This is a genomic window from Bacillus sp. TH19, assembly GCF_016651075.1.
Classification (GTDB): Bacteria; Bacillota; Bacilli; order Bacillales; family Bacillaceae_G; genus Bacillus_A; species Bacillus_A mycoides.
In genome coordinates this window covers 466,148-488,329 of the sequence record NZ_JAEKEO010000001.1, presented here as the reverse complement: position 1 = coordinate 488,329, position 22,182 = coordinate 466,148, and the positions used below count along the sequence as shown (strand labels likewise).

General features: G+C 34.4%; 19 protein-coding genes and 2 pseudogenes. 6 read left to right on the top strand and 15 right to left on the bottom strand.

The genetic code is table 11. The features are described 5' to 3' along the window. Window positions 1-2: 2 nt before the first annotated feature. On the bottom strand, window positions 3-1,265 hold the full coding sequence (locus JFU54_RS02240) for an MFS transporter (protein WP_078205050.1): 1,263 nt from the start codon (window positions 1,263-1,265) through the stop codon (window positions 3-5). 22 nt (window positions 1,266-1,287) lie between these two features. Continuing rightward, complete coding sequence (locus JFU54_RS30315; RefSeq protein WP_003192741.1) at window positions 1,288-1,419, bottom strand: DnaB-like helicase N-terminal domain-containing protein; 132 nt, start codon at window positions 1,417-1,419, stop codon at window positions 1,288-1,290. Between the two features lie 550 nt (window positions 1,420-1,969). On the opposite strand from JFU54_RS30315, the gene JFU54_RS02230 reads away from it, so the two are divergent. Then, window positions 1,970-3,142, top strand: a complete 1,173-nt coding sequence (locus tag JFU54_RS02230) for a serine hydrolase domain-containing protein (protein WP_201063656.1) — start codon at window positions 1,970-1,972, stop codon at window positions 3,140-3,142. An 832-nt stretch (window positions 3,143-3,974) separates the two neighbouring features. Here JFU54_RS02230 and JFU54_RS02225 read toward each other — a convergent pair. Beyond that, the gene (locus tag JFU54_RS02225; protein ID WP_201063605.1) at window positions 3,975-4,667 is read right to left on the bottom strand and encodes an IS6 family transposase; all 693 of its coding nucleotides are present in this window, start codon (window positions 4,665-4,667) and stop codon (window positions 3,975-3,977) included. 184 nt (window positions 4,668-4,851) lie between these two features. Next, on the bottom strand, window positions 4,852-5,055 hold the full coding sequence (locus tag JFU54_RS29645; protein WP_080448057.1) for a hypothetical protein: 204 nt from the start codon (window positions 5,053-5,055) through the stop codon (window positions 4,852-4,854). 798 nt (window positions 5,056-5,853) lie between these two features. On the opposite strand from JFU54_RS29645, the gene JFU54_RS02220 reads away from it, so the two are divergent. Further along, the gene (locus JFU54_RS02220) at window positions 5,854-6,192 is read left to right on the top strand and encodes a hypothetical protein (RefSeq protein ID WP_201063604.1); all 339 of its coding nucleotides are present in this window, start codon (window positions 5,854-5,856) and stop codon (window positions 6,190-6,192) included. A 227-nt stretch (window positions 6,193-6,419) separates the two neighbouring features. Here the strand turns inward: JFU54_RS02220 and JFU54_RS02215 are convergent, their stop codons facing one another. From JFU54_RS02215 to JFU54_RS02205, 3 genes are all read right to left on the bottom strand, one after another. Beyond that, entirely contained in the window at window positions 6,420-8,666 is a 2,247-nt protein-coding gene (locus tag JFU54_RS02215; RefSeq protein WP_201063603.1) for a putative mucin/carbohydrate-binding domain-containing protein, read from the bottom strand. Window positions 8,667-8,904: 238 nt separating this feature from the next. Continuing rightward, the gene (locus JFU54_RS02210; RefSeq protein WP_201063602.1) at window positions 8,905-10,896 is read right to left on the bottom strand and encodes a DUF3472 domain-containing protein; all 1,992 of its coding nucleotides are present in this window, start codon (window positions 10,894-10,896) and stop codon (window positions 8,905-8,907) included. 140 nt (window positions 10,897-11,036) lie between these two features. Beyond that, a complete protein-coding gene (locus JFU54_RS02205; protein WP_201063601.1) occupies window positions 11,037-13,283 on the bottom strand; it encodes a M60 family metallopeptidase in 2,247 nt (748 codons plus the stop codon). A 487-nt stretch (window positions 13,284-13,770) separates the two neighbouring features. Here JFU54_RS02205 and tnpA point away from each other — a divergent pair, with 487 nt between their 5' ends. After that, on the top strand, window positions 13,771-14,169 hold the full coding sequence (gene tnpA / locus JFU54_RS02200; protein WP_016093708.1) for an IS200/IS605 family transposase: 399 nt from the start codon (window positions 13,771-13,773) through the stop codon (window positions 14,167-14,169). 11 nt (window positions 14,170-14,180) lie between these two features. Next, window positions 14,181-15,293: an RNA-guided endonuclease TnpB family protein gene (locus JFU54_RS02195; protein WP_201063599.1), complete on the top strand. Its 1,113-nt coding sequence runs from the start codon at window positions 14,181-14,183 to the stop codon at window positions 15,291-15,293. 619 nt (window positions 15,294-15,912) lie between these two features. On the opposite strand, the gene hfq is transcribed toward JFU54_RS02195, so the two are convergent. From hfq to JFU54_RS02165, 6 genes and pseudogenes are all read right to left on the bottom strand, one after another. Next, window positions 15,913-16,101: an RNA chaperone Hfq gene (gene hfq / locus JFU54_RS02190; RefSeq protein WP_002203963.1), complete on the bottom strand. Its 189-nt coding sequence runs from the start codon at window positions 16,099-16,101 to the stop codon at window positions 15,913-15,915. Window positions 16,102-16,140: 39 nt separating this feature from the next. Then, window positions 16,141-16,344: pseudogene (locus JFU54_RS02185) on the bottom strand (transposase); the annotation flags it as partial. A 312-nt stretch (window positions 16,345-16,656) separates the two neighbouring features. Then, the gene (locus JFU54_RS02180) at window positions 16,657-16,806 is read right to left on the bottom strand and encodes a hypothetical protein (RefSeq protein ID WP_016097109.1); all 150 of its coding nucleotides are present in this window, start codon (window positions 16,804-16,806) and stop codon (window positions 16,657-16,659) included. A gap of 248 nt (window positions 16,807-17,054) precedes the next feature. Continuing rightward, a complete protein-coding gene (locus JFU54_RS02175; RefSeq protein ID WP_002069660.1) occupies window positions 17,055-17,333 on the bottom strand; it encodes an AbrB/MazE/SpoVT family DNA-binding domain-containing protein in 279 nt (92 codons plus the stop codon). 331 nt (window positions 17,334-17,664) lie between these two features. Then, complete coding sequence (locus JFU54_RS02170; RefSeq protein ID WP_201063597.1) at window positions 17,665-19,086, bottom strand: MBL fold metallo-hydrolase; 1,422 nt, start codon at window positions 19,084-19,086, stop codon at window positions 17,665-17,667. Window positions 19,087-19,152: 66 nt separating this feature from the next. Next, a complete protein-coding gene (locus JFU54_RS02165; protein ID WP_201063595.1) occupies window positions 19,153-20,352 on the bottom strand; it encodes an FAD/NAD(P)-binding oxidoreductase in 1,200 nt (399 codons plus the stop codon). 469 nt (window positions 20,353-20,821) lie between these two features. On the opposite strand from JFU54_RS02165, the gene JFU54_RS29405 reads away from it, so the two are divergent. Next, on the top strand, window positions 20,822-20,974 hold the full coding sequence (locus JFU54_RS29405; RefSeq protein WP_198285753.1) for a hypothetical protein: 153 nt from the start codon (window positions 20,822-20,824) through the stop codon (window positions 20,972-20,974). Window positions 20,975-21,026: 52 nt separating this feature from the next. Then, window positions 21,027-21,512 carry a transposase gene (locus JFU54_RS02160; protein WP_142247197.1) on the top strand — a complete coding sequence of 162 codons (486 nt, stop codon included), beginning with the start codon at window positions 21,027-21,029 and terminating at the stop codon, window positions 21,510-21,512. Here JFU54_RS02160 and JFU54_RS30050 read toward each other — a convergent pair. Next, window positions 21,509-21,640: a hypothetical protein gene (locus JFU54_RS30050; protein WP_265323983.1), complete on the bottom strand. Its 132-nt coding sequence runs from the start codon at window positions 21,638-21,640 to the stop codon at window positions 21,509-21,511. The genes JFU54_RS02160 and JFU54_RS30050 overlap by 4 nt on opposite strands. Before the next feature lie 416 nt (window positions 21,641-22,056). After that, window positions 22,057-22,164: pseudogene (locus JFU54_RS30460) on the bottom strand (DUF2306 domain-containing protein); the annotation flags it as partial. Between the last annotated feature and the right edge of the window lie 18 nt (window positions 22,165-22,182).

Sequence of the window (22,182 nt, the reverse complement as noted above, 5' to 3'; positions counted from 1 at the left end):
CTTCAAAAATTATTTACTCTTACAGGTTCTTGTTTATGTGTAACCCATAAATATTTCTGTAGTGCAACCCCAATTACTGCAATGATGATGAGCCCAATACCCACATAAAAATAGAGTTCAATTACTCCGAAGAAGTGAACCAGTGGACCGCTCATAGCAGGAGAAATAATGAGGGCTGCATTTGCTAAACTGCTTTGAATCCCAAATACTCTTCCGACCTGTTCTTGATGAGATTCTATTTGTAGAATGACTTGATTGGATACAAACATAAGTCCACTTCCAATACCAGCTATAAAACTGATCAGATAGGCAAAAATGAGGGATGCATCAGGACTTATCAGAGTTATCAGACTGATTCCTCCAAAGCCAATTCCCATTAAAGCAATACCTCCACATATTATCCAACCATATTGAAAATGTTTTAATTTCTGAGTTAAGAATGCGCCAATTATTCCCCCAAGACCAATAATAGAAATGATGTATCCCATTTTACTCTTATCATTTGGGAACAAGCTCTTAAATAAAGTAGGGAACTGTGAGTCTACTAATTGTAATACTGCCATAGCTATTGTAAAGAAAATCATGGTTGATAATATCATCCGATTGGATAATACATAACCCCAGCCTTGTAACCAAGCAGTCCAAGTACTTTGCTGTTTCTTTTCTATATGTTCTCTTGACAGAGATTCCTGTAACCTTATTGTGGGCAACAGAACCAAAGCAGCTAGTAAACAGCATATTGCCCTTATAATCAGACAAAACTCTGGCTGAAACCAGCTCAGCAACATTCCTCCTATAAGTGGGCCCAGTATCTTGGTTCCTTGCTCAACTATCCCATTGATACTTACTGCTTTGGTAAGCAGATCAGGAGAAACAATCTGTCGTGTTAGTGTTTGCTGTGCAGGATAGTAAAAAACGGTGAAAATGGAACGAACCATTAATGCTAACAAAAGCCAATGAATATTTTGGACAAATAAAAGAACAATTGTTAATAAACCAACCATTAGATTACAAAACATCATAATTGGAATTTTTCTAAAGCGATCAGCAATCACGCCTGCCCATGAACTAAATATAATCCCAGGAAGTGCATACGCAACAGGAATTAATCCAATCATGATGGGGTCTACTTCCCATTCAAAACTAACAATGGTCATAATGGCTAACATGTCAATAAATACTCCGAGCATAAGCAGTGAATATGCAGAGAAAACTTGTAAATAAATTGTATTTCCCCATAGACTTTTTGATTCGGTAGTTTTCATAAAAACGAGCTCCTTAAGTTTACTAAATAGGGACGATAGAAACTAATTGGGTGGAATAAGAGACTTCTCCCGCCTCTTCAACCCTATTCTTTTTTTGCAGTTCGTTTGTGATGGTAATGAAATCAATAGCTTGCTTAGACTTTCTCAAAGACACTAACGCTCTAAAAGTGAGATATTGACTAACAATTAAATCATAACACTCCTATTAATGGGATTATTTTCTAAAAATAATATAGAAAACAATGAATATTCCGATTATTATTTTCTGAAAACCAGAAATATTTCTATAAAACAACTAAATTAAGATTAAATCGTATCGCAGATTTTAAATAATATTAATAAATAGAATCTATTTTGAACGTAAGAAATTTGTAAGGAATGGGTAAGGAAAAAGAGAGTTTCATTGTATAGGATAAAAATATTACGAGGCGTGAAAGGCGGAACAGATATGACTTATATATGAAAAACAAACTAGTAACAAAAGTGTTTCAAGGAAAAGAAGTAATTTCTGTGGTTTACAAACATGTGGAAAAAGAGAGATTTACCGTTTGTTAGGGCAGAATGGCGTTGGTAAAATAATACTTATGAAGATGATTACAAATTCAATGTTGACCTTTTGTAATCGGTGAAGATGATAGCTGTGTGGTTAGTATGAAACAGCAAGCAACCACCTATACAATATGAATAGAGGAGAGGAATGCCTTATGAAAACACGTAGTCAAATTACATGTGCAAGTCTTGCCATTTTAATAGCTGGGAGTTCCCTGTTATACACAACACCAACATCAATTGTAACAGCAGAGTCCACTGAAAATGTATCTAGTTCGTCACACACAAGCACTCAACGAGATCGTAATTCCGTCAAACAAGCAATGCGAGATACATTGCATCTTGGATTCCCGGGGATACTTGTTAAAACCTATGAGGGTGGAAAAACGTGGGGTTATGCCGCTGGGGTAGCGAATCTGAGCACCAAGAAACCAATGAAAACAGATTTTCGCTTTCGTATTGCCAGCGTAACGAAGACGTTCACCGCAACGGTTGTACTTCAATTAGCTGGAGAGAATCGCCTGAATCTAGACGATTCCATCGAAAAATGGTTGCCTGGTGTTATTCAAGGAAACGGATATGATGCTAAACAGATTACTATCCGGCAGATATTGAACCATACAAGTGGTATCGCTGAATACTCAAGGACAAAAGAAGCTGATTTTTTTAAGAATAGAAATAAATCGTTTACTGCTGAAGATCTAGTGAAGTTTGGACTTTCGCTGCCCCCAGACTTTGCCCCAGGAAAGGGCTGGTCTTATTCAAACACAGGATACGTATTACTGGGTATCCTTATCGAAAAAGTAACTGGAAACAGCTATGCGGAAGAGATTGAAAATCGAATTATTGAACCACTTGAATTGTCAAATACATTTCTACCTGGCAATTCAAGCGTTATTCCAGGCACCAACCATGCCCGTGGATATTTCCAACCAGACGGAGCAAGTGAGCTAAAAGACATTACGTATTATAATCCAAGTATAGGTAGCTCGGCTGGAGATATGATTTCTACTGCTGACGACTTAAACAAATTCTTCTCTTACTTACTCAGTGGTAAATTACTGAAGGAACAGCAACTAAAACAAATGCTTACTACAGTTCCTACAGGAAGTGCTGAAATCGTCGGATATGGTCTTGGAATCTATGAAACTAGGCTTCCAAACGGTGTCTCGATATGGGGGCACTCAGGTGGCATTCCAGGGTTTAGTACTTTTGCTGGAGGTACACTTGGAGGTAAGCATACGTTAGCTGTCAATTTTAACAGTTTAGGAAAAGCTGACAATCCTGATCCTTTTAAAAATATTTTACTTGCTGAATTTAGCAAGTAGGAAAAAAGGAAAAATTTATCGTAGTTTTCATAGTTAAAAATATACTTTTCTGGTTCAAGAGCCCTAATTTATTTTCAAGAAAAATTTGGGGCTTTTTTTGTTTTGGTGGCGTTTATTCTTCTTAAGTTGATGGATGTACGGTGCTATGCCCATCAACTTAAGAAGTTGGTTGTTCCCCAAAATGAAAAAATGAATTGAACTTTCATAAATAACTGTAGGGATATAAAATTTTCGTTTTGGGGGTTATTTCAAAATCTTAGGTTGATGGGTATGTGGTAGGGCCCTGTATTTGACTCTTTTTCTACACCTAGATATTCTAGTGTTCGTTCTAACACAAGTGCAGCCTGTTGATGTGTGAGTGTGCCATGTTGGTTAAACTTAGTAGCCGAAACACCTCGGATAATTCCTGCATCGTATAGGGCTTGTACATCATAATGCCGGCTGCGAACGTATTTACACCGAGAAGATGAGTGGGGCAAAAGATGATTGCCCAGAACTGGTATGCTAGCTGTTCTTGCAGAGTTTGAGCGTGATATTATTCGTGGAAAGCCTCTTCGTAAAGATCATACGTAAATACAAACAAAACCAGCAAAACACCTCTTCTGTGTCGTACTGGTTTTGTTGAAGTCCATCTAGAATTGTAGCTAGTTCAACGTGATTGCAAATTCCGAGTTCGGCGCGCCAGCAAATACAACCGTTCCGTTCTTCGGCAGTTTTACTTTGTTATTGCCGCTCACAACGGTAAAATTGACACATACTCCCTTCTCATGATTCTGGTGCAAAAATAAAATATAGGAGAATAAAGCACATATATTCCTAACGGAATCGTATCTTATGCTGCAAGTCCAAACAATTGATGGATGAATTCTTTCTGATTTTGGACAGACTGGTCCCGTAAATCAAGCTGCTCTTTTTTAATCATATGCATGGCTTCTACTCCAGAAAGAATGGATGTAGCTGTGTCAAACATAGAACGGATTCGCTTCTTTATAAAGCGATGATCTTGTTCTACTATGTTATTCAAGTACTTTTGTTGTCTAAATTGCATACCATCAGGTATTCTTTTTTCTTTTTTCAACTGTTCAATTGCTATAGGATAAGCCGGGTTCTTATCGACTGTTATAACACGTGGCTTTGAAACATGAAAAGACCGCAAAGCTTTCTTGAAAAAGCGCTTTGCAGCCTTCTGGTCTCTTGTTTTGTTTAGGAAAAAATCAATTGTGTTTCCTTTCGAATCAACAGCACGATACAGATACATCCATTGACCTTTTACTTTGATATATGTTTCATCGACTCTCCAAGAGTCATTTGTTTGTTTGAGGTGACGGCGGATTCGTTTGTCCAATTCAGGACCATACTGATGAACCCAACGCATAATCGTTGTATGAGAAATGGATAAACCCCGTTCTTCTAGCATTTCCACCAAATCACGAAAACTGAGGTTGTACCGTAGGTACCATCTTACCGTTAACAAAATAATATCAGGCTGATAACGCTTCCATTTGAATACATTTTCCTTTTCCATACCAATCACGCACCCTTTTTAAAGTCATAGTAACAGTATGTCCAAGATTTATAGATTCATTGCAATTGTCCTTAAGTTTTTGCACCAGAACCAACGAACGCGTTTTGAGAGAGTATCTCCATGTTTTAAATACCTTCGTTGCCTTAAAGAAGCTGTTCTTTATTCAAGAATAGCTTCTGGTTGTTTAATAATTTTTATCCAAGAACAAAAGTAGATAACTACCTGCACAAAGAAAAAATGCAACTCGGGTTATGATATAAATTGAAAATTCAAATGAAGTTAGTATTCTTTCTCTCTTAATCTTTTTAAAATGCCTGTAATAATAAAATGAACATAAGAGTAGTATTATTGCTGATAATTGGAATGTATTTTCCAATAGATTAACCAAAAAATCAACTCCTCACAATGACGGTAGAATATGTCCTATTACAATAATCCACTCGTAAAATCCTGCTTATTTCTAATCTAGTCCTAAAATAAGCACAATATAATAAAACAAATGAAATTACAAATATTGTTCGTTTAGACCAGATCTTAAGTATTAGGGCGATTATCCCTAGAATTAAACTGCTAATGCTTAAGGCTAATTCGATGTATGCAACCGCATATATACTAAAATGCTGCGAAAATAAACTTTTGAATAGAAGTTTACTTTCCAATAATCATTAAAACGGACGTATACGTCATATGTATCAAGCCTTTCTTTTTTGGTGTAAAAATTGTTTTATCACATTAAGAGCATCCTACACAAGGATTCTCTTAATGTGATAAGGAGTTAGATATGAGTGAATAAGGAACAACGTAGGGTTGTCCCTATACTTGTCCTTATCAAAAGGTGACATAATAACAGCACTCGTTTCCGCGAGTACTTTGGTAAAAAAGGGATTAGATGAAATATAACTTGTTTTATACTATATGCTTGTCTCCTTTAAAGTGTGAAAATGAAAAAGAGCACTCTCCTTAAGTGCTCTCTCGCAAAGAATATCGGTAATTATATTTGCAACCGTTCTATATAAGTGTATGCCTCTGAATTATCTTTATGTCTGAAATTGTTATTATATAATCCATTACGGCAGGTGATATTTCGTATAAAAAAGAGCAACCATACATCACTTGCTCTCATACTGTTTACTTTTAATATATATTATTATATTTTAGTAAGCAAAACTACTAAAGGAGGAAATCTATGATTAACGCAATAGGTATAGCTTTCATTATTTCCTACGATTTGGCTAATACAGATAGTTTTCAAATCGAACAAAGTAATGCGCTTATTGAATCCATCAGTTCTCGAAAAATGATAAATAATGAAGGAAAGCCTGTATTAGAAATAGCATGTGAATATAACATTCTAATGAATGAAGATACTGAATGCATAACTATTAATGATTACACAGGAAAGATATCACCTTTTCTTCGTTCAATAGTAGGACCAGGTCTTGTCATAACTGAAAATTATTATTTAAACCATGTTGATAAGCCCACTAAGCATATAAAAGAAATTATAAAGGAACTTTTAGAATAATAAGGGCAACCATGCATTCGGTGCCCTTTCGTCAAATGTCTATGTTATTACTATAAATCATTTTTTCAATAGGTAACATTCACGGAACCCAACATTGGAAAACCACTTTATTTTATTGGCTGTAATTTCCGTTTTGGAGGCACTTCAAAATGTTAGCTTAATGGGAATGAGGGAAACCCCATAATTACCCTCAACATTTGGGCGTAGTTTCAATATATATTAGACCCCTATGTTAGTGGCTTCCATAATGCCAAAGCGAATATCCAATTTGAGTCACCATTTCCTTGATGATTTTGAACAGCTTCATACACTTCCCCTTGATGTTCTACTTTGTCGCCCTTTGTATATGCCTTCCTCGGATCCCATTTTTCATAAGATACATTTTGATCTTTTGTTTTTATCAGAAGAATGTTACTTTGATTTGATGTATTTCCAGCTGTATCTACAGCCTTCACTGCATATTTATATTCCTTATTAACTTTTAGGTTTTGATCAGTAAACGTCGTTCCTTGTACCGTTTGAATCAATTGTCCATCACGTAATACCTGATATTCTTTTACACCTACATTATCTGAAGAAGGATTCCATTTTAGCTCTACACTGTTAGAAGTAACATTGCTTGCATATAATCCTTGTGGCTGTGTTGGAGCCTCTGTATCTGGCTTAGGATTAACAATTTGATTTACTTTCTTCAGGCCATCCTTTGTAACCTCATACATTACCTTTTTATCAAAGCTTTCGTGCTTATTATTATCTAAATTTATTAACGTTGCTCTCTCTTCACCTTCTAGGTGTGTAAGTTCAATAAAATCGCCCACTTTTACTGGGACTGTTTTTGATTCAGCATTTTGCTGTTTATTCCCATAAACCTCTTTGTTATAGACCAATTTACCTGATGTGTTTTGCACTTTAATACTTGCATATGTGCCATCAAAGTAATGGTGTGGTACACCTGCTTTTAGGTCAATTTGCATTTCTTCTGTTGATTTATTTAAATTTACTTTTGCGAATTCAAAATCTCCAATCCCTTTCAGTGACCATGAAAACTGTTTTCCTTCCAAGATATCATCTGTATTTGGTACATGGCTTTTTATTTGAGTAAGAAGATCCATCATCGGTCGCGGTTCATTCGCAAAAACAGAAATGATACTGTTATTTAATTCTTTCCACTCAGCATCTGTTACATTTGGATTTTGTAACATAAGAGAAACGTAATCTTTCCATACTAAAAAATTGATTGGTAAAATATTGGTGGATATTTTATAAATTGCAATTTTATTATCTGCTGAAGTGATCGCTTTCGCTAACCAGCGTAATCGCTCTGATTGATCTAGTTTTACTGGGTCACGTTCAGCATTTTCAAATAGTAGCATATACGGTACTTGATTTGTCGGGCTATTATCTGACCAAGGAATAACAGTTGCATCATGACGGCTCGATTCACCCCATCCGGATATATCATTTCCTAAATTCCAAGAAGATGGTTTGTTATTCCATATGAGTGCACAATGTCCAGGTTGTCCAACAGGCATAGCTGCCACTCCAAAGGCTTGGCTTACTTGCGTACCAAACTTCGAAATATTACCGCATACCCCGCCAAATCTGTAAATGGAAGAAAGATTCCAACCTAAACCGTAGAATGCATCATTTCCAGCGTGAATGCTAACTCCATCTTTGTTATGGGTTACATAATTAATCAAATATGCACTTTCCCCTACCTTATCTTGATTTTTAAGTTCTGGATGTTCCGTATTAATCATATTCCTTGCCCAAGTTAAATCTTCTTCTGGTGACCAAGTATTCACTACTAACCTTAAATGCCAAACATCATATGTTCTAAAGCAAGGAAGTAACTCATTATTTTGATCTGCTGATTTATAATGTTGGTACCTTGTTAATGGATTAATAGGTTGATTGTTTGTCCAATATTTTATAGGTTCAGCATGAGCTAACGATGTAGCTATCGCTAGTTTTAAATACAATCCTTCGTGAGAATTTGCATCCGCATTCCAGATTGTATTCCATATCTCAAGTGCATTTACAGGATTTTTTCCAGTTGGACTACCACCTTCAAGATAGGTATTCATGACACCTGTATTTTTCATAGCCCAGCCAAGAAATTTCTGATGGTTAGCATCTTTTTTAGCAAATGTAGCCATTGTTGCAGCACCTGTTTGTGATATGAATTGCCACTGAGCCAAAGCTGCTGCAAATACTGGGTCTGCAAGCTTCTTTTTCAAGTTCTCTTCAGTCATACCCCCAACATTTCCATTCAAATATGCTGTGAGATTATTCAAATGAGCTTCAAAATTACCATTTGTAATTGCTTGATCCGTCTGTTGGTTCAATGTTTCTAAAGTGAATGTTTCTTGATTGAATGATATTGTTTCAGCTGAAACCTTTGTATGCGGAATCGTAGCAATACTTCCTAAAATAATCGGCATTGTTAATAATAAAGATGAAATCCTTTTCAAAATAATTCCCCCTTTTTTGTTTTTGACCTTTGACTGCTGCATGATTCTCGTTTATATAAAATAATTTCCATACTTAAAGGCATGAGGAATTAAACAGCCAACATGAATATAATTTGGTAGTTTCCTAACCTTTCGCAACTGGCTGACATAGTGGAATACACCTTAGTCCCTATAACTTTCACTAATTTTACCTTTATCGAATTTCATTTTATAACGTGGTATTCCCACGCCCATCAACTTAAAAATTCAAAGTAAGTGGTTTCCATAACGATAAGGCAAATATCCAATTCGGATCACCATTTCCTTGATGATTTTGAACGGCTTCATACACTTTCCCTTGATGTTCTACTTTGTCGCCCTTTGTATATGCCTTCCTCGGATCCCATTTTTCATAAGATACATTTTGATCTTTTGTTTTTATCAGAAGAATGTTACTTTGATTTGATGTATTCCCAGCTGCATCTACAGCCTTCACTGCATATTTATATTCCTTGTTAGCTGTTAAGTTTTGATCAGTAAACATCGTTCCTTGTACCGTTTGAATTAGTTGTCCATCACGTAATACCTGATATTCTTTTACACCTACATTATCTCTAGAAGAATTCCATTTTAGCTCTACACTGTTAGAAGTAACGTTACTTGCATATAATCCTTGTGGTTGTGTGGGAGCTTCTGTATCTGGTTTCGGATTAACAATTTTATCTACTTTCTTCAATCCCTCTTTTGTAATCTCATAGACCGCTTTATTCCCAAAACTTTCCTGAATGTTCTTTTCCATATTTGTAATAGTAGCTCGGTTCGCTCCTTCTAAATGTGTGAATTCGATAAAATCACCTACTTTTACCGGAACTTTGGCTTGCTCAGCATTTTGTTGCTTATTTCCATAAATCTCTTTGTTATATACTACTTTACCTGATGTGTTTTGCACTTTAATACTTGCATATGTACTATCAAAGTAGTTATGTGGTACACCTGCTTTTAAATCAATTTGCATTTCTTCTGTTGATTTATTTAAATTTACTTTCGCAAATTCAAAATCTCCAATCCCTTTTAGCGACCATGCAAATTCGTTACCTTCTAAAATGTTTGGAGATTCATTTTTGATTTGTACCTTTTTCTCAACAGTTTGATCAAATAAATCTGTTAATATAATTTTTGCATAAGCATTTGTAGATAATAGTATAGATTGACTAATCTCACTTTGATAAGATTTAATATTATCAATTATCTCGATTGGTTGTCCTGTCATATTTTCATCATTATAAATTTCAATTTTACCTTTAAATTGTGGTGTGCTATTTTCTTTTAGTTTCCAGGATACATTTAATTTTTCATTTTCATAATATATAGATTGTATATCAAAATCTAGTTTTCCTATTTCAGGTTGAGTAGGTTGATTTAGTGTGAATATTTTTCCTGTTCCAATGGTAGATTGAGTATTACCTCCTGCTTTGACCCATACATATTCTGAAGTCGCTCCTCCATCATATTGATAAGAAGTATCATGCTGTCCAGAAATACTTTGATTATTCCAAGAATTCCATTGTTTATCTAATAACTTTCGACTATAACCATTTTTTAGGCGTGCTTCTCGAACATCCTGTCCATTACCAGCCCAGTCTTCTTGAAACATTCCTAATCCATGATTAAATGCAACATTAGCAACCGGAAAGTCCATAATTGCAATTAGATGCCATTTATTCTTTGTTACATCTTTCATCCATTGTCCAAATTTAGTATGACCATTTTCTTGCCATGAACGCATTGTCATTCTGTACCAATTGTGGTCTTTCCAACCATAAGTTGTTTGAACCTTCAGTCCTGTTCCTTCTCCTCCAAAGAGTCCAGCTTGTGAATTCGGAGATAAGTATTCGGCCTTTATTGCTTCTTTAGAGGCAATTGGATCCCATAAGGCAAAATGTAAAGTACGCTTTCCATTTTCATCAAACCCACTTTGTTGTTGAAAACCAGCATATCCTCCAGCTTCACCACCTGCATTCCAGTTGTGTACAGCCCAATACGTATAAGGTGCAGTCTGAACTGGTGACCAGTCTATACTAATAATATCTGAGGAAGCTGTATTTTGTGGACTCACATAAACTGAAGGAGCAGCTGAACGTGTTACTGCTTTAGTGTGCGAAATAGACGTTCCAAACATAGAAAACATGCTACATGCTGCGGTAATTATAATAACTTTATTAAATCTTTTTTTCGTTTTCTGACTAATCACTAATCTACTTCCTTTTCTAATTTTTATTTTTAAATAATAACTTAGTAGAGAAATCTATCAAAATTCAAGCAACATCCAGTAATTCTTTAAAATACTGCCCCAATCTATGATGTTCTATATTCACATCTGATTCTTACATATTAATTGATTGTAAGTGGTTTCCATAAAGATAACGCAAATATCCAATTCGGGTCACCATTTCCTTGATGATTTTGAACAGCCTCATACACCTTCCCTTGATGTTCTACTTTGTCTCCCTTTGTATATGCCTTATTCGGATTCCATTTTTCATAAGATACATTTTGATCTTTTGTTTTTATCGGAAGAATGTTACTTTGAATTGATGTATTTCCAGCTGCATCTACAGCCTTCACTGCATATTTATATTCCTTGTTAGCTGTTAAGTTTTGATCAGTAAACGTCGTTCCTTGTACCGTTTGAATTAGTTGTCCATCACGTAATACCTGATATTCTTTTACACCTACATTATCTGTAGAAGAATTCCATTTTAGCTCTACACTGTTAGAAGTAACGTTACTTGCATATAATCCTTGTGGCTGTGTGGGAGCTTCTGTATCTGGTTTCGGATTAACAATGTTATCTACTTTCTTCAATCCCTCTTTTGTAATCTCATAGACCGCTTTATTCCCAAAACTTTCCTGAATGTTTTTTTCCATATTTGTAATAGTAGCTCTGTTCGCACCTTCTAAATGTGTGAATTCAATAAAATCGCCTACTTTTACCGGAACTTTTGCTTGCTCAGCATTTTGTTGCTTATTTCCATAAATCTCTTTGTTATATACCACTTTACCTGATGTGTTTTGCACTTTAATACTTGCATATGTACTATCAAAGTAGTTATGTGGTACACCTGCTTTTAGATTAATTTGCATTTCTTCTGTTGATTTATTTAAATTTACTTTCGCAAATTCAAAATCTCCAATCCCTTTTAGCGACCATGCAAACTGGTTTCCTTCTAAAATATTCGAAAAATTCGGTGTATCCGGTTTAACCGGATTAGAATCTGTACTTTTCCAAATTTCAGCCGTTAAATTTGGATACCCTAGTGCCGCTACTTTTTGGATTGTATCATTATTTGGGCGTAATCCCCATTTCTCAAAAAACGGAATTAAATTTTGTTTTGCTGCCTTTGATGCTGAAATCATAAATAATTGTTTTTTCGTTTCATCAGTTTGTGGAATCTCATTTGAAGGCATGTCTCTATACAGCTGATGCAACTTAGGATAGAAGTCTTCTCCGTACGCTAGTTGTAATTGCCAAAGCATTACAACTTTAACAAAAAGGTCACTAATGTCATCATAATTTTTATTAGGTTGTTCTAAGTATTGAAATGCCTTAGTATAAGCGCCCTCTTGTTGCAATCTAAAAGGTTGATTAGATGTAAATGCTTTTTCTACAGCAAGGCTGTAAAGATTGACTTGTACCTCTGTCATATTTTTAAAGTTCCAAGGCGTTTGTTGTCTCATATGTCCTGCCTCATGCCAAGGTCCCCATCCATCATTTGTAAATTTATTAATGTCTAATACATGTTGGATTGCATCTCCTACATATGCAGTTCTGTGAGGATATGCATACATATAATAATCCAGAGAATGGTTATCCTCCACATAATGCAGATAATGTTTATCTACTTGTTCTTCAGATAATCCAGATATTTTATCTTGAATTCTAGTAGCCTCATCCATTTTTTTTAAGAGTTGTACAGGATCTGTGTTAGAGTCTATCAAATATTTTTTAACACGAACTGGGCTAGCAGTAATCAATACGCGCTCCCCTTTTAATTCCACCGCATGTGCATTTGGATATTGATTGAGCATATTTATTAAATCTTGTTTCGTATGCTTTCCAAGTTCAAAGAGAGGAGTAGCCGTTCCGCCTGTTATTACTGTTGTTTGAATGGTACCACCTTGTTGTTTATTATAAAAATAAATCATTCCTCCATTTGGAGATTGAATTGTGTTTGTACCTGGATTTAAAGTAAATGATTTAATTTTGGAATCTTCCCTCCAAGAAGCATCGAACGAGAAAGTTCCAATATATGCTTGTATACTTTGATTTCCTTGTACCTGAATTGTTATTTGTTCATTTGGCTTAGCATATAACCCTGTTGGCTCGTATGCACTAAAATTTCTTTCCCTTCTTTCAATATTTTGAAGTTGGGAGACATCTCCTTTTCCTGGAACTGCAAATACTCGATTTTCCACATTAACAGAATTTTCATTCTGTAACGTTGTAGATACTTTCTTTTGCTGTGCTTGTTCTTCCGCAAAGACTTCTAATGAAGGCGTTATTCCAGTAGCAAACATAGATAATGTGGCAGTTATCATCACTAATTTTTTTGTTTTTTGTTGCTGTCCCCTTTTCATAATATCCCTCCGCTATATTTCCAAATACTTATAATATGAATATATAAGTAATAGATATTACTTATATATTCATATTATCTATTGACACATATTTACACAATTTAACATAAATATACTCATTTATATAAGATAATGAACATATTTCAATTCACTTGATAAGAAGAATAATCAAATGAATGTATGAGAAAAAGAAGGATTTTAATACGTTTATTATTAAAAACGTATTAAAATCTTTAAAAATGTCAAAATATTAATACATTATGTTTTGGTACAAAAACTTCCAAGCAGTTGTAACTAATCACCTAAACCCGGATATACCAGTACTTTTAACGAATTCCTCGAAAGAATTCTCCTTCCTCAAGCGCGTGAAGGGCGTAGCCCAGCGGTAGGTGGGTGATGAATTTCGGTTTGGCGTAGCCAAAAGGCTTTGCTTTTTATTTTGCCTCTGATATAATCAGTCTTATAAAGTATAAGGGTTGGTATATCAATGAAATTAGATAGCAATAATCATTCAGTGTTCTTATTGTATTATCATCTGGTGTTGGTCGTAAAATACAGAAGAAATGTGTTTGATGATGATATGTCAGATTATGCAAAAGACATGTTTATCAGGTTATCCGAGAATTACAACATAACACTGGTAGAGTGGCATTATGATGTTGACCATGTACATATCTTGTTCAAGGCACATCCGAATACAGAAATGACAAAATTCATTAATGCTTATAAAAGTGCAAGTTCTCGACTAATCAAGAGAGACTTTCCACAAGTGAAAAAGAAACTCTGGAAAGAAATGTTTTGGTCAAGAAGTTTTTGTTTACTAACTACTGGTGGTTCGCCAATAGACGTAGTAAAGGAATATATTGAAAATCAAGGTGAAAAGTGAGGTGAAATGATATGACAAAGCATAATAAAGCATATAAATTCCGTTTGTATCCAACAGAAGAACAAGCATATCTTATGCGTAAAACCTTCGGTTGTGTACGTTTCGTGTATAACAGAATGTTAGCTGAACGGAAAGAAGCGTACGAAAAATACAAAGATGATAAGGAACAACTAAAGAAACAAAAGCTTCCAACTCCTGCGAAATATAAAACAGAATTTGAGTGGTTAAAAGAAGTTGATTCATTAGCTTTGGCAAATGCTCAATTAAACTTGCAAACTGCCTATAAGAATTTTTTTAGTGGTCAAAATGACTTTCCGACATTCAAAAGTAAAAAAGACAGAAAGTCTTATACAACGAATGTAGTAAACGGAAATATTATGTTGCTTACTGGTCATATCAAATTGCCAAAACTGAAAATGGTACGTTTCAAACAGCATAGAGAGATACCACAAGACCATATTATCAAGTCATGTACGATTTCTATGACATCTACTGGTAAATACTATGTGTCTATCTTGACTGAATACGAAAAAGAGATTGTGCAAAAAGAAGTAGAAACAGTTGTTGGGTTAGACTTTGCGATGGATGGATTATACGTTAGTTCTGAGGATGAGAAAGCCAATTATCCTAAGTTCTATCGTAACATGTTGGACCAATTAGCAAAGGCACAACGAGTATTAGCAAGACGCAATAAAGGCTCTGGGCGCTGGAATAAACAACATATTCGTGTAGCTAAGTTACATGAGAAAGTAGCTAACCAACGTAAGAATTTCCTTCATCATGAGTCTAAAGAGTTGGCTACTAATTTTGATGTTGTAGCTATTGAAGACCTAAACATGAAAGGAATGTCGCAAGCACTTCATTTTGGAAAAAGTGTCGCTGATAATGGGTGGGGTATATTCATTTCTTTCTTAGCTTATAAACTAAACGAACAAGGAAAACAACTTGTGAAAATAGACAAATGGTTTCCTTCCACAAAAACATGTAGCAGTTGTGGGAATGTAAAAAATATGACATTGTCTGAACGAGTCTATTCTTGTATATGCGGTGTAAATCTCGATAGAGATTATAACGCAGCTATCAATATCAAAAATGAAGCAATACGCCTATTAGCGTTAGCATAAATAGCAATAAAATAACCTTTGGAACAAGGGAGTTAGCTCGGCTGTCTTAGGACGAATTCGTTAGCTATCAAAAGTAACGACTAACCGAGAAGCCCCCACTTCAAACAGTCCGTTAGGACGTTAAGTGGCGGGTAGTTCACAAGAACGTAATCCTAATTGGGGTCACCATATCATTTCGATAAATTTGTACGCTAAGAAATTTATAAAGGTTGTAGATGTTTAATAAACGTTTAAAAATATTTTATAACACATCTTTAAACATGATAATCCTTGACTATATAAGTAATGTCTTTAAAGGTATACTTCTATAAGAATTTTTGAGGGAAATGAATAAGTTGTGATAAACCTAATTAAATAAATGATTTGAAAGTAAACTAAACGGCTAAAAGTTTACTTTCATTTTTATTAAAAAAAGAACATGTAGAAATTACTACATGTTCTTTTTGAGTTGATGGCAATATTACAACTTGTTTATATTAGTTTGCTACTTTCATACTTTTGTAAAACTCGTTTTCACTATATGGTGCCCCTAATATCCTGTTTACATTTGTACATATTAACAGATTGGTATTGCATAGATCGTAAAATTTGCCTAGGTAGAGCTAAATACTTTATGGTATTACTTAATGATTGTAGAGATGGCTTGTTTGTATACCAGTTGTTGTTTACCATGAACCATCATTAAGACAGTAAATTTATCTGTTGCAAGGATCTGCCCACGTACTGGAACGCCATTCTTTAAAAATACAGTAACTTCCCCTTTTTTCTCTTTCAATTGTTCATACATATCTTCTTGTAAATTAAACATGAAATGCGCCCCCTGGTTTGTTTGTATTTACTTTTCTTCTCATACCTGCTGCTTTTCACTGTTGGATATATGTGATTCCCATTCACTTTCTATTTTTCTAAACCATTTTCCTATTTTGCTTAGATAATATCTTTTTACTTCACCATAAAGAATCCAAATTTCACGTTCCTGCATTTGAATCATCACTTCATGAAGAATCTCATCATGTTCATACTTTCTAGGTTTTCTATGATGTGTTTTTAACGAATTCCCCGAAAGAATTCTCCTTCCTCAAGCGTGTGAAGGGCGTAGCCCAACGGTAGGTGGGAGATGAATTTCGGTTTGGCATAGCCAAAAACTTTTGATAAACTAGCTATATGAAGTTCTTTGATAACTTGATATATGAGGTTGCAGGAAGAAAATAGAGTGCGAAAACCAAGCCATTCGGTTCCTGCGTAAAATATCAACCGTACCAAAAGAGCGTCCAAGCGTTGGACATCTAGGGGTGGAACACCCCGAAGTAACGCTCAGGGAGACGAAAGGGTACTTTCGTCGTGGAACTGAGAAGCTTCCACTTCAAGCTTTGCTAAGTGGCGAGTAGTTCACAAACTGTGTATATTCTCTACGTAACCAATTAGAAATATGTTCTTTTTGTTTTCGCTTGAGATGTGACCATTTTTTATTTGTTTGAAGGATTTTTCCATTTACTTTTTTGTGGTTTTTCATCGAAACTCATCTCCTTTTACTAGCAAAACGAATATATAACTATCGTATCACATTTAAATTGAAATACTGCTTTAGGGACATATTTCGCAAGAAATCTATGCAAAATAAACAATACATGATCCATTTAGCGGATTAATTCAACATAAAAGTAAATGTAGACTATTTGTGTGGTGTTTTATCTTTTATTAATTATTACGGTACGTGAAATTACAATGTTAAACCTAAAAAAGCCCCTTGAAAGGAGCTTCTTATTTTACAAGGTATTGTTCTATTTCTTTTATTAATAATTCTGCACCTTCTGGACTTAATGCTATCTTACCATTTGCTAATGATATGTTACGATTTGACACTTCTTCTGTTAACGCACAAACACCACCAGGCTGATACCTCTGTAAAATAATGTCTTCACCTTCTACAAAGATCTCTAATGGTGATTTTTCTTTCATACCTAGCGTATTTCTAAGTTCCTTTGGAATTACCACACGCCCTAATTCATCTATTTTTCTAGTTACTCCGGTTGCTTTCATCTAATATCTTTCCCCATTTCATTATCAATTGTACCCAAGTTATTCTTTACTATTGTAACAAGCTTTTCCCATACATGAAAATTTATTTGCATTTACAAAAGAACAAGTAAAATAAATAGAGGATTTTTGGCACGATAACAAGATAAGTAATTGAAATGAAGCAATTCGTCAGCTCGTAGAGAAAGCGTTACGTCTTAAATAATGACTATCCTTTTTATTACCCCTGATTTCTCCCTGTTAATCAAAACTTCCACTGCAGCATCTGCAATATCCCGACAGTCAATAAAAGATGAATGTTGAAAAAAGAAAAGACATTTTATACTCTTTTAAATTACTTATAGTATGGTAATCCAGACTTTCCCCATGCAAGGAATCCTCCTTTTAAATTGACTACACCCTTTAAACCAGCTCTTTGCAAAATACTAGCAGCTATAGCAGAACGTAAACCCGTCCGGCATTGTAAAACTATAGGACAACCTGTAGGAACTTGATCTAGCTGCTCAAATAAATTACCTAAAGCAATATGTATTGCATCCTGAAGGTGTCCTTCATCCCATTCTTTTTTACTACGCACATCGATAACCTTAACACTTCCATCCTTTATTAACGGATATAATTCATCTGATGTTTTTTCCTTATAACTCTCTAAACTATGGAATCTTTGAATTACTTTTGAAGGTGCAAAAGCAATAATATTATCTAAGCCAATAGACTCAAAGTCTCTAATAACTTCCTCCACATTAACTTTTTCCATATCTAAAATCATTAATGTTTCTTTTTTATAGTCTAATAACCACCCACACCAAGTTGAAAAAGAATTGTTATACGGAATATTAATGGATTTTTCAATGTGACCCGCAGCAAAACACTCTACATCCCTTATATCAACAATTTGCTGAACTTTTTTAGTGATTTCTTGGAACTCTTCAAATGTATTAATGCTAATAATATCTCTCTTCTTACGAATTGGTGGACCCAATTTATTTAAATACTTCATTAATGAAAAATACTTCGGAGGATCTGGCTGTCCCGTCAATAGAGTAGATATAAAATTACTTTCTTCATTACACTGAAATGCCCAATTGAGCATCTTTTCATAACCTAATGTAGAAGTTGGAATTGCCCCTAATGCTTTTCCACATGCACTTCCTGCACCATGCGATGGCCAGATTTGTAAATAATCAGGTAGTTTTTTTATTTTTTGTATAGAATCAAATAGTTGCTTTGCTCCTTTTTTAGCAGTGTCTTTAATACCAACAGTTGTTTCTAATAAGTCTGGTCTTCCTACATCGCCTACAAATACAAAATCACCCGTGAATATTCCAATAGGTTGTTCATTTGTATAATTATTCTGGCTCGTGTCAGTTACTAAAAAAGAAATGCTTTCAGGTGTGTGGCCTGGAGTATGAATTACTTTAAATTTTATATGACCAATTTTAAATTCAGTTCCCTCTCTGACAAGATGGTATTGAATCTCATTAAGATACTGATATTTCCAATCACAATCACCTTCATCAGATACATATAAATTTGCTTTATAAAGATGAGAAAGTTCTCTAGCCCCAGAAAGAAAATCAGCATGAATATGTGTCTCAGCCGCAGCAATTATTTCCATTCCCTCTTTCCTAGCATATTCTATATATTGTTCTATACAACGGCTTGGATCAATTACAATTGCTACTCCTTCCTTCTGACAACCAACTAAATAGGAAGCATGTGCTAATTTTTCATCATAAAAATATTTTAAGAGCATAGCTATTCCCTCCAAATGCTTATTTCAAATTACTTCTCGGTTGTTACAACAACTCTCTATCTTTCCTTATAGAATCCCTTTCAACATCAAATTCCAATACATATATGGCAACATATATCTTTTTAGCAAAAACATGCTATACCGTTCTTCCGCTTGATTAAACGGAAACGTTTCTTGAGGCTCATGTTCATAGTTAAATTCAGCTAGTATAAGACTTTTATACCCTGTAACAATTGGACAAGATGTATACCCATCATATTTAGCCTGCATATCTCTTCCATTCAGTACGTCCATAATATTTTGTTTTAAGACAGGTACTTGTTTTCGAATTGCCGCTCCAGTTTTAGATGTGGGTAAATTTGTACAATCCCCTAGTCCAAAAATATTTTTATAACGTACATGCTGCAAAGTATAAGGGTCTATATCAACCCAACCTTGATGATCGCTTATTTCACTATCTTTTATAAAACTAGGCGGTCCCATTGGTGGAACAACATGTAACATGCTATATGACACACTTTCTTTTTTTAGTGTTTGCGTATCCTCAAAAATAGCTTCTCTCTTTTCGGCAATAATTTCTACTAAATTTTTATTATAATTCGTTATAATTTGCTTTCTTTTTAACACCTTATCTAGTGTATCTGCATATCGTGGAACCTGAAATATGTTAGGGTTTGCAGAATAAAACATAACTTCGCTATTCTTTCTTACTTCACTATTACAAAAATGCTCCTCGGCTAAGTACATAATTTTTTGTGGGGCACCACCGCATTTAATAGGGGTGTTTGGGTGGGTAAAAACAGCATTTCCTCCTTTAAATCTTTCAATTTCTCTCCAAGTAGAATCAACATATTTATAGGAATAGTTACTACAAACACCATTAGTCCCAATAGATTCTTTCAACCCTTTAATACCACCCCAATTTATTTGTATACCGGCTGCTACAATAAGAATTTCATACTCAAGCATAGTTTCATCATCTAAAAGAATCTTATTTTCAGATGGGAACAACTTAACAACACGTTTAGGAATCCAGATCGCACCATTAGGAACAAGTGATTCTTGATCACGCATCGTAGACTCCTTTGAAACAATTCCACCACCCACTAAACTCCACAGAGGTTGAAAATAATGTTTTTTAGATGGATCAATAATCGCTATACTTTCTTTAAATAGGGATACATTACGTAATAAATGTGCAGTAAAGGACAGTCCCGCAGTCCCGGCACCAATTACAATGATTTTATAACTATCTTTAGTCTTCATTATCCTCTTCCTATCTAAACTTAACTGTTATGAAAAATAGTTATTAGCCTTTTTAATCGCATTAACATAATTGTAAGTTAAAATCTTGTCATTTTTATCTGATTAAAATGAATTTTTTGTTAATTTTAGCCATTAACATTATTATATGCATGAAATCCTTACATTACTTCTATATTTCGTTTAAAACACAAAAAACTTATGTGTTTCAATGTCGCACTGTATCCAACCTCTCTTACATTGTATTTCTAAAGACGATGGGGGTTTCTTGTTCGAAAAGAGCGATAGGGTTACTCAATCCGCATCCATATATGTTTTATTCTTTTTCTTTACTAAATTTGAACTACTTAATTATCTATGAATACCGTATAAACAGAAAATTAGTCACCAAAAACAAGGGCATCAAGCCGTACATGCGAGAACCATTCTATAAAAATCATATATGTAAAAGGAATTTGGACAATTTTATCGAATGGATTTATCTATGAAAACAACACTTTCACATCCAAATCAACCCACAATTGAATCACTTCAAGCTCAAATAGAGGAGCTCACGGCAAAAGTGAGTTGGTATGAAGAACAATTTCGTCTCAGTCAACAAAAACAGTTTGGTACGTCTAACTAAAAAAACCTAATATACCTTATAATATAATTAGTATATATTGGTGATATGATAATTGAACAAGTTAGAAAAATCCTCTAAAGTCTTTGTAATTTTTTTTATTTTGCATGTGATATTACTTATATTTTCTCCAAATAGAATAGTAGGTAGGTCAGCTATCCAAAAAGATGACATAAAATTACACGTATACGCACAAGCCACTACGGGAGCACCTCAAAAAATAAGTAAAAGTGATTTAGCTATATTAAAAGAAAAAATTAAAGATACATATCCTAATATAAAATCTACGGACATTGAGCTTGAAGGTGACACACCGTTCCGTCATGTTGATGATCCAGCTTATATCGGAGAATTTACTGTATACAGAAAAGTTATAGGTACAACACTAAATGAAACATCGAGAGAAAATACAGTTGCAGTTTTAAAAGTTTCATATTGGGACATGCCGATGATTCAATACCTGTTTTATGAAGAGGCTATCGCTTATAATTTTGTTACCTATATTTTTTGTTGCACTTTGCATCCTTTGTTTATGTCCTAAGAAAAGCGACCGCCCGTAATAGGCGGTCTTTTTACGTTTACCTGTAACGCCTGCCTTTCGAGTTCGTCTAACTTTTTTAGGAATGTCAATTCCGCTTCTAAAAACGCAATACGTGCTTCCTTTCCCACGGCGTTCTGTATAAAAGCCTTCCTCACCAATCACAGCTAAGTTAAACCCATTCTCTAAAAAGATTTGGATAGGACCTTTTCCTTGTTGATTTTCTTTTACCGCTCTTACTTTGAAATCTGAACAATAGCTAATCTAACATTCCGACATTTTTAATGCATTTTTATTTTTTTCTAGCTGTTTCATTTGAATTTCGTTAAAAATAATCTTACTCATTCTCCGTACCTCATTTCTATCGTTGGTTCCGGTTTTTTGATAAAAATACAAAAAAAACCGAATCATGGGGCTTTTTTTAAGTGTCCATGATTCGGGGTACAGTTCATATAATTATTAGTCTTGGATTAGTATTAGGTGTATTTTTATAGAAAATCATTGAATTACCTAAGAGTCCTGGTCTCAATATCACATCAGATTTGCATCAAAAATGTAAATCAGTATTTTTCTGTTGTTGCTCTTTATTAAGACTTTGTCTTATAAATAATTCGGCAATAATTAAATTTGGCAACCACGCTAACCAAGCAAACAGGTCACCACAAAAATAATG

Excerpts from the sequence above, each read along its gene's own strand:
- JFU54_RS02230 (WP_201063656.1), top strand. The coding sequence starts at position 1,970 with ATGAAAACACGTAGTCAAATTACATGTGCAAGTCTTGCCATTTTAATA.
- JFU54_RS02165 (WP_201063595.1), bottom strand. The coding sequence starts at position 20,352 with ATGAAGACTAAAGATAGTTATAAAATCATTGTAATTGGTGCCGGGACT.
- JFU54_RS02220 (WP_201063604.1), top strand. The coding sequence starts at position 5,854 with ATGATTAACGCAATAGGTATAGCTTTCATTATTTCCTACGATTTGGCT.
- hfq (WP_002203963.1), bottom strand. The coding sequence starts at position 16,101 with ATGTTTAATTTACAAGAAGATATGTATGAACAATTGAAAGAGAAAAAA.
- JFU54_RS02195 (WP_201063599.1), top strand. The coding sequence starts at position 14,181 with ATGACAAAGCATAATAAAGCATATAAATTCCGTTTGTATCCAACAGAA.
- JFU54_RS02205 (WP_201063601.1), bottom strand. The coding sequence starts at position 13,283 with ATGAAAAGGGGACAGCAACAAAAAACAAAAAAATTAGTGATGATAACT.
- JFU54_RS02170 (WP_201063597.1), bottom strand. The coding sequence starts at position 19,086 with ATGCTCTTAAAATATTTTTATGATGAAAAATTAGCACATGCTTCCTAT.
- JFU54_RS02225 (WP_201063605.1), bottom strand. The coding sequence starts at position 4,667 with ATGGAAAAGGAAAATGTATTCAAATGGAAGCGTTATCAGCCTGATATT.
- JFU54_RS29405 (WP_198285753.1), top strand. The coding sequence starts at position 20,822 with ATGGATTTATCTATGAAAACAACACTTTCACATCCAAATCAACCCACA.
- JFU54_RS02240 (WP_078205050.1), bottom strand. The coding sequence starts at position 1,265 with ATGAAAACTACCGAATCAAAAAGTCTATGGGGAAATACAATTTATTTA.
- JFU54_RS02180 (WP_016097109.1), bottom strand. The coding sequence starts at position 16,806 with ATGAAAAACCACAAAAAAGTAAATGGAAAAATCCTTCAAACAAATAAA.
- JFU54_RS02175 (WP_002069660.1), bottom strand. The coding sequence starts at position 17,333 with ATGAAAGCAACCGGAGTAACTAGAAAAATAGATGAATTAGGGCGTGTG.
- tnpA (WP_016093708.1), top strand. The coding sequence starts at position 13,771 with ATGAAATTAGATAGCAATAATCATTCAGTGTTCTTATTGTATTATCAT.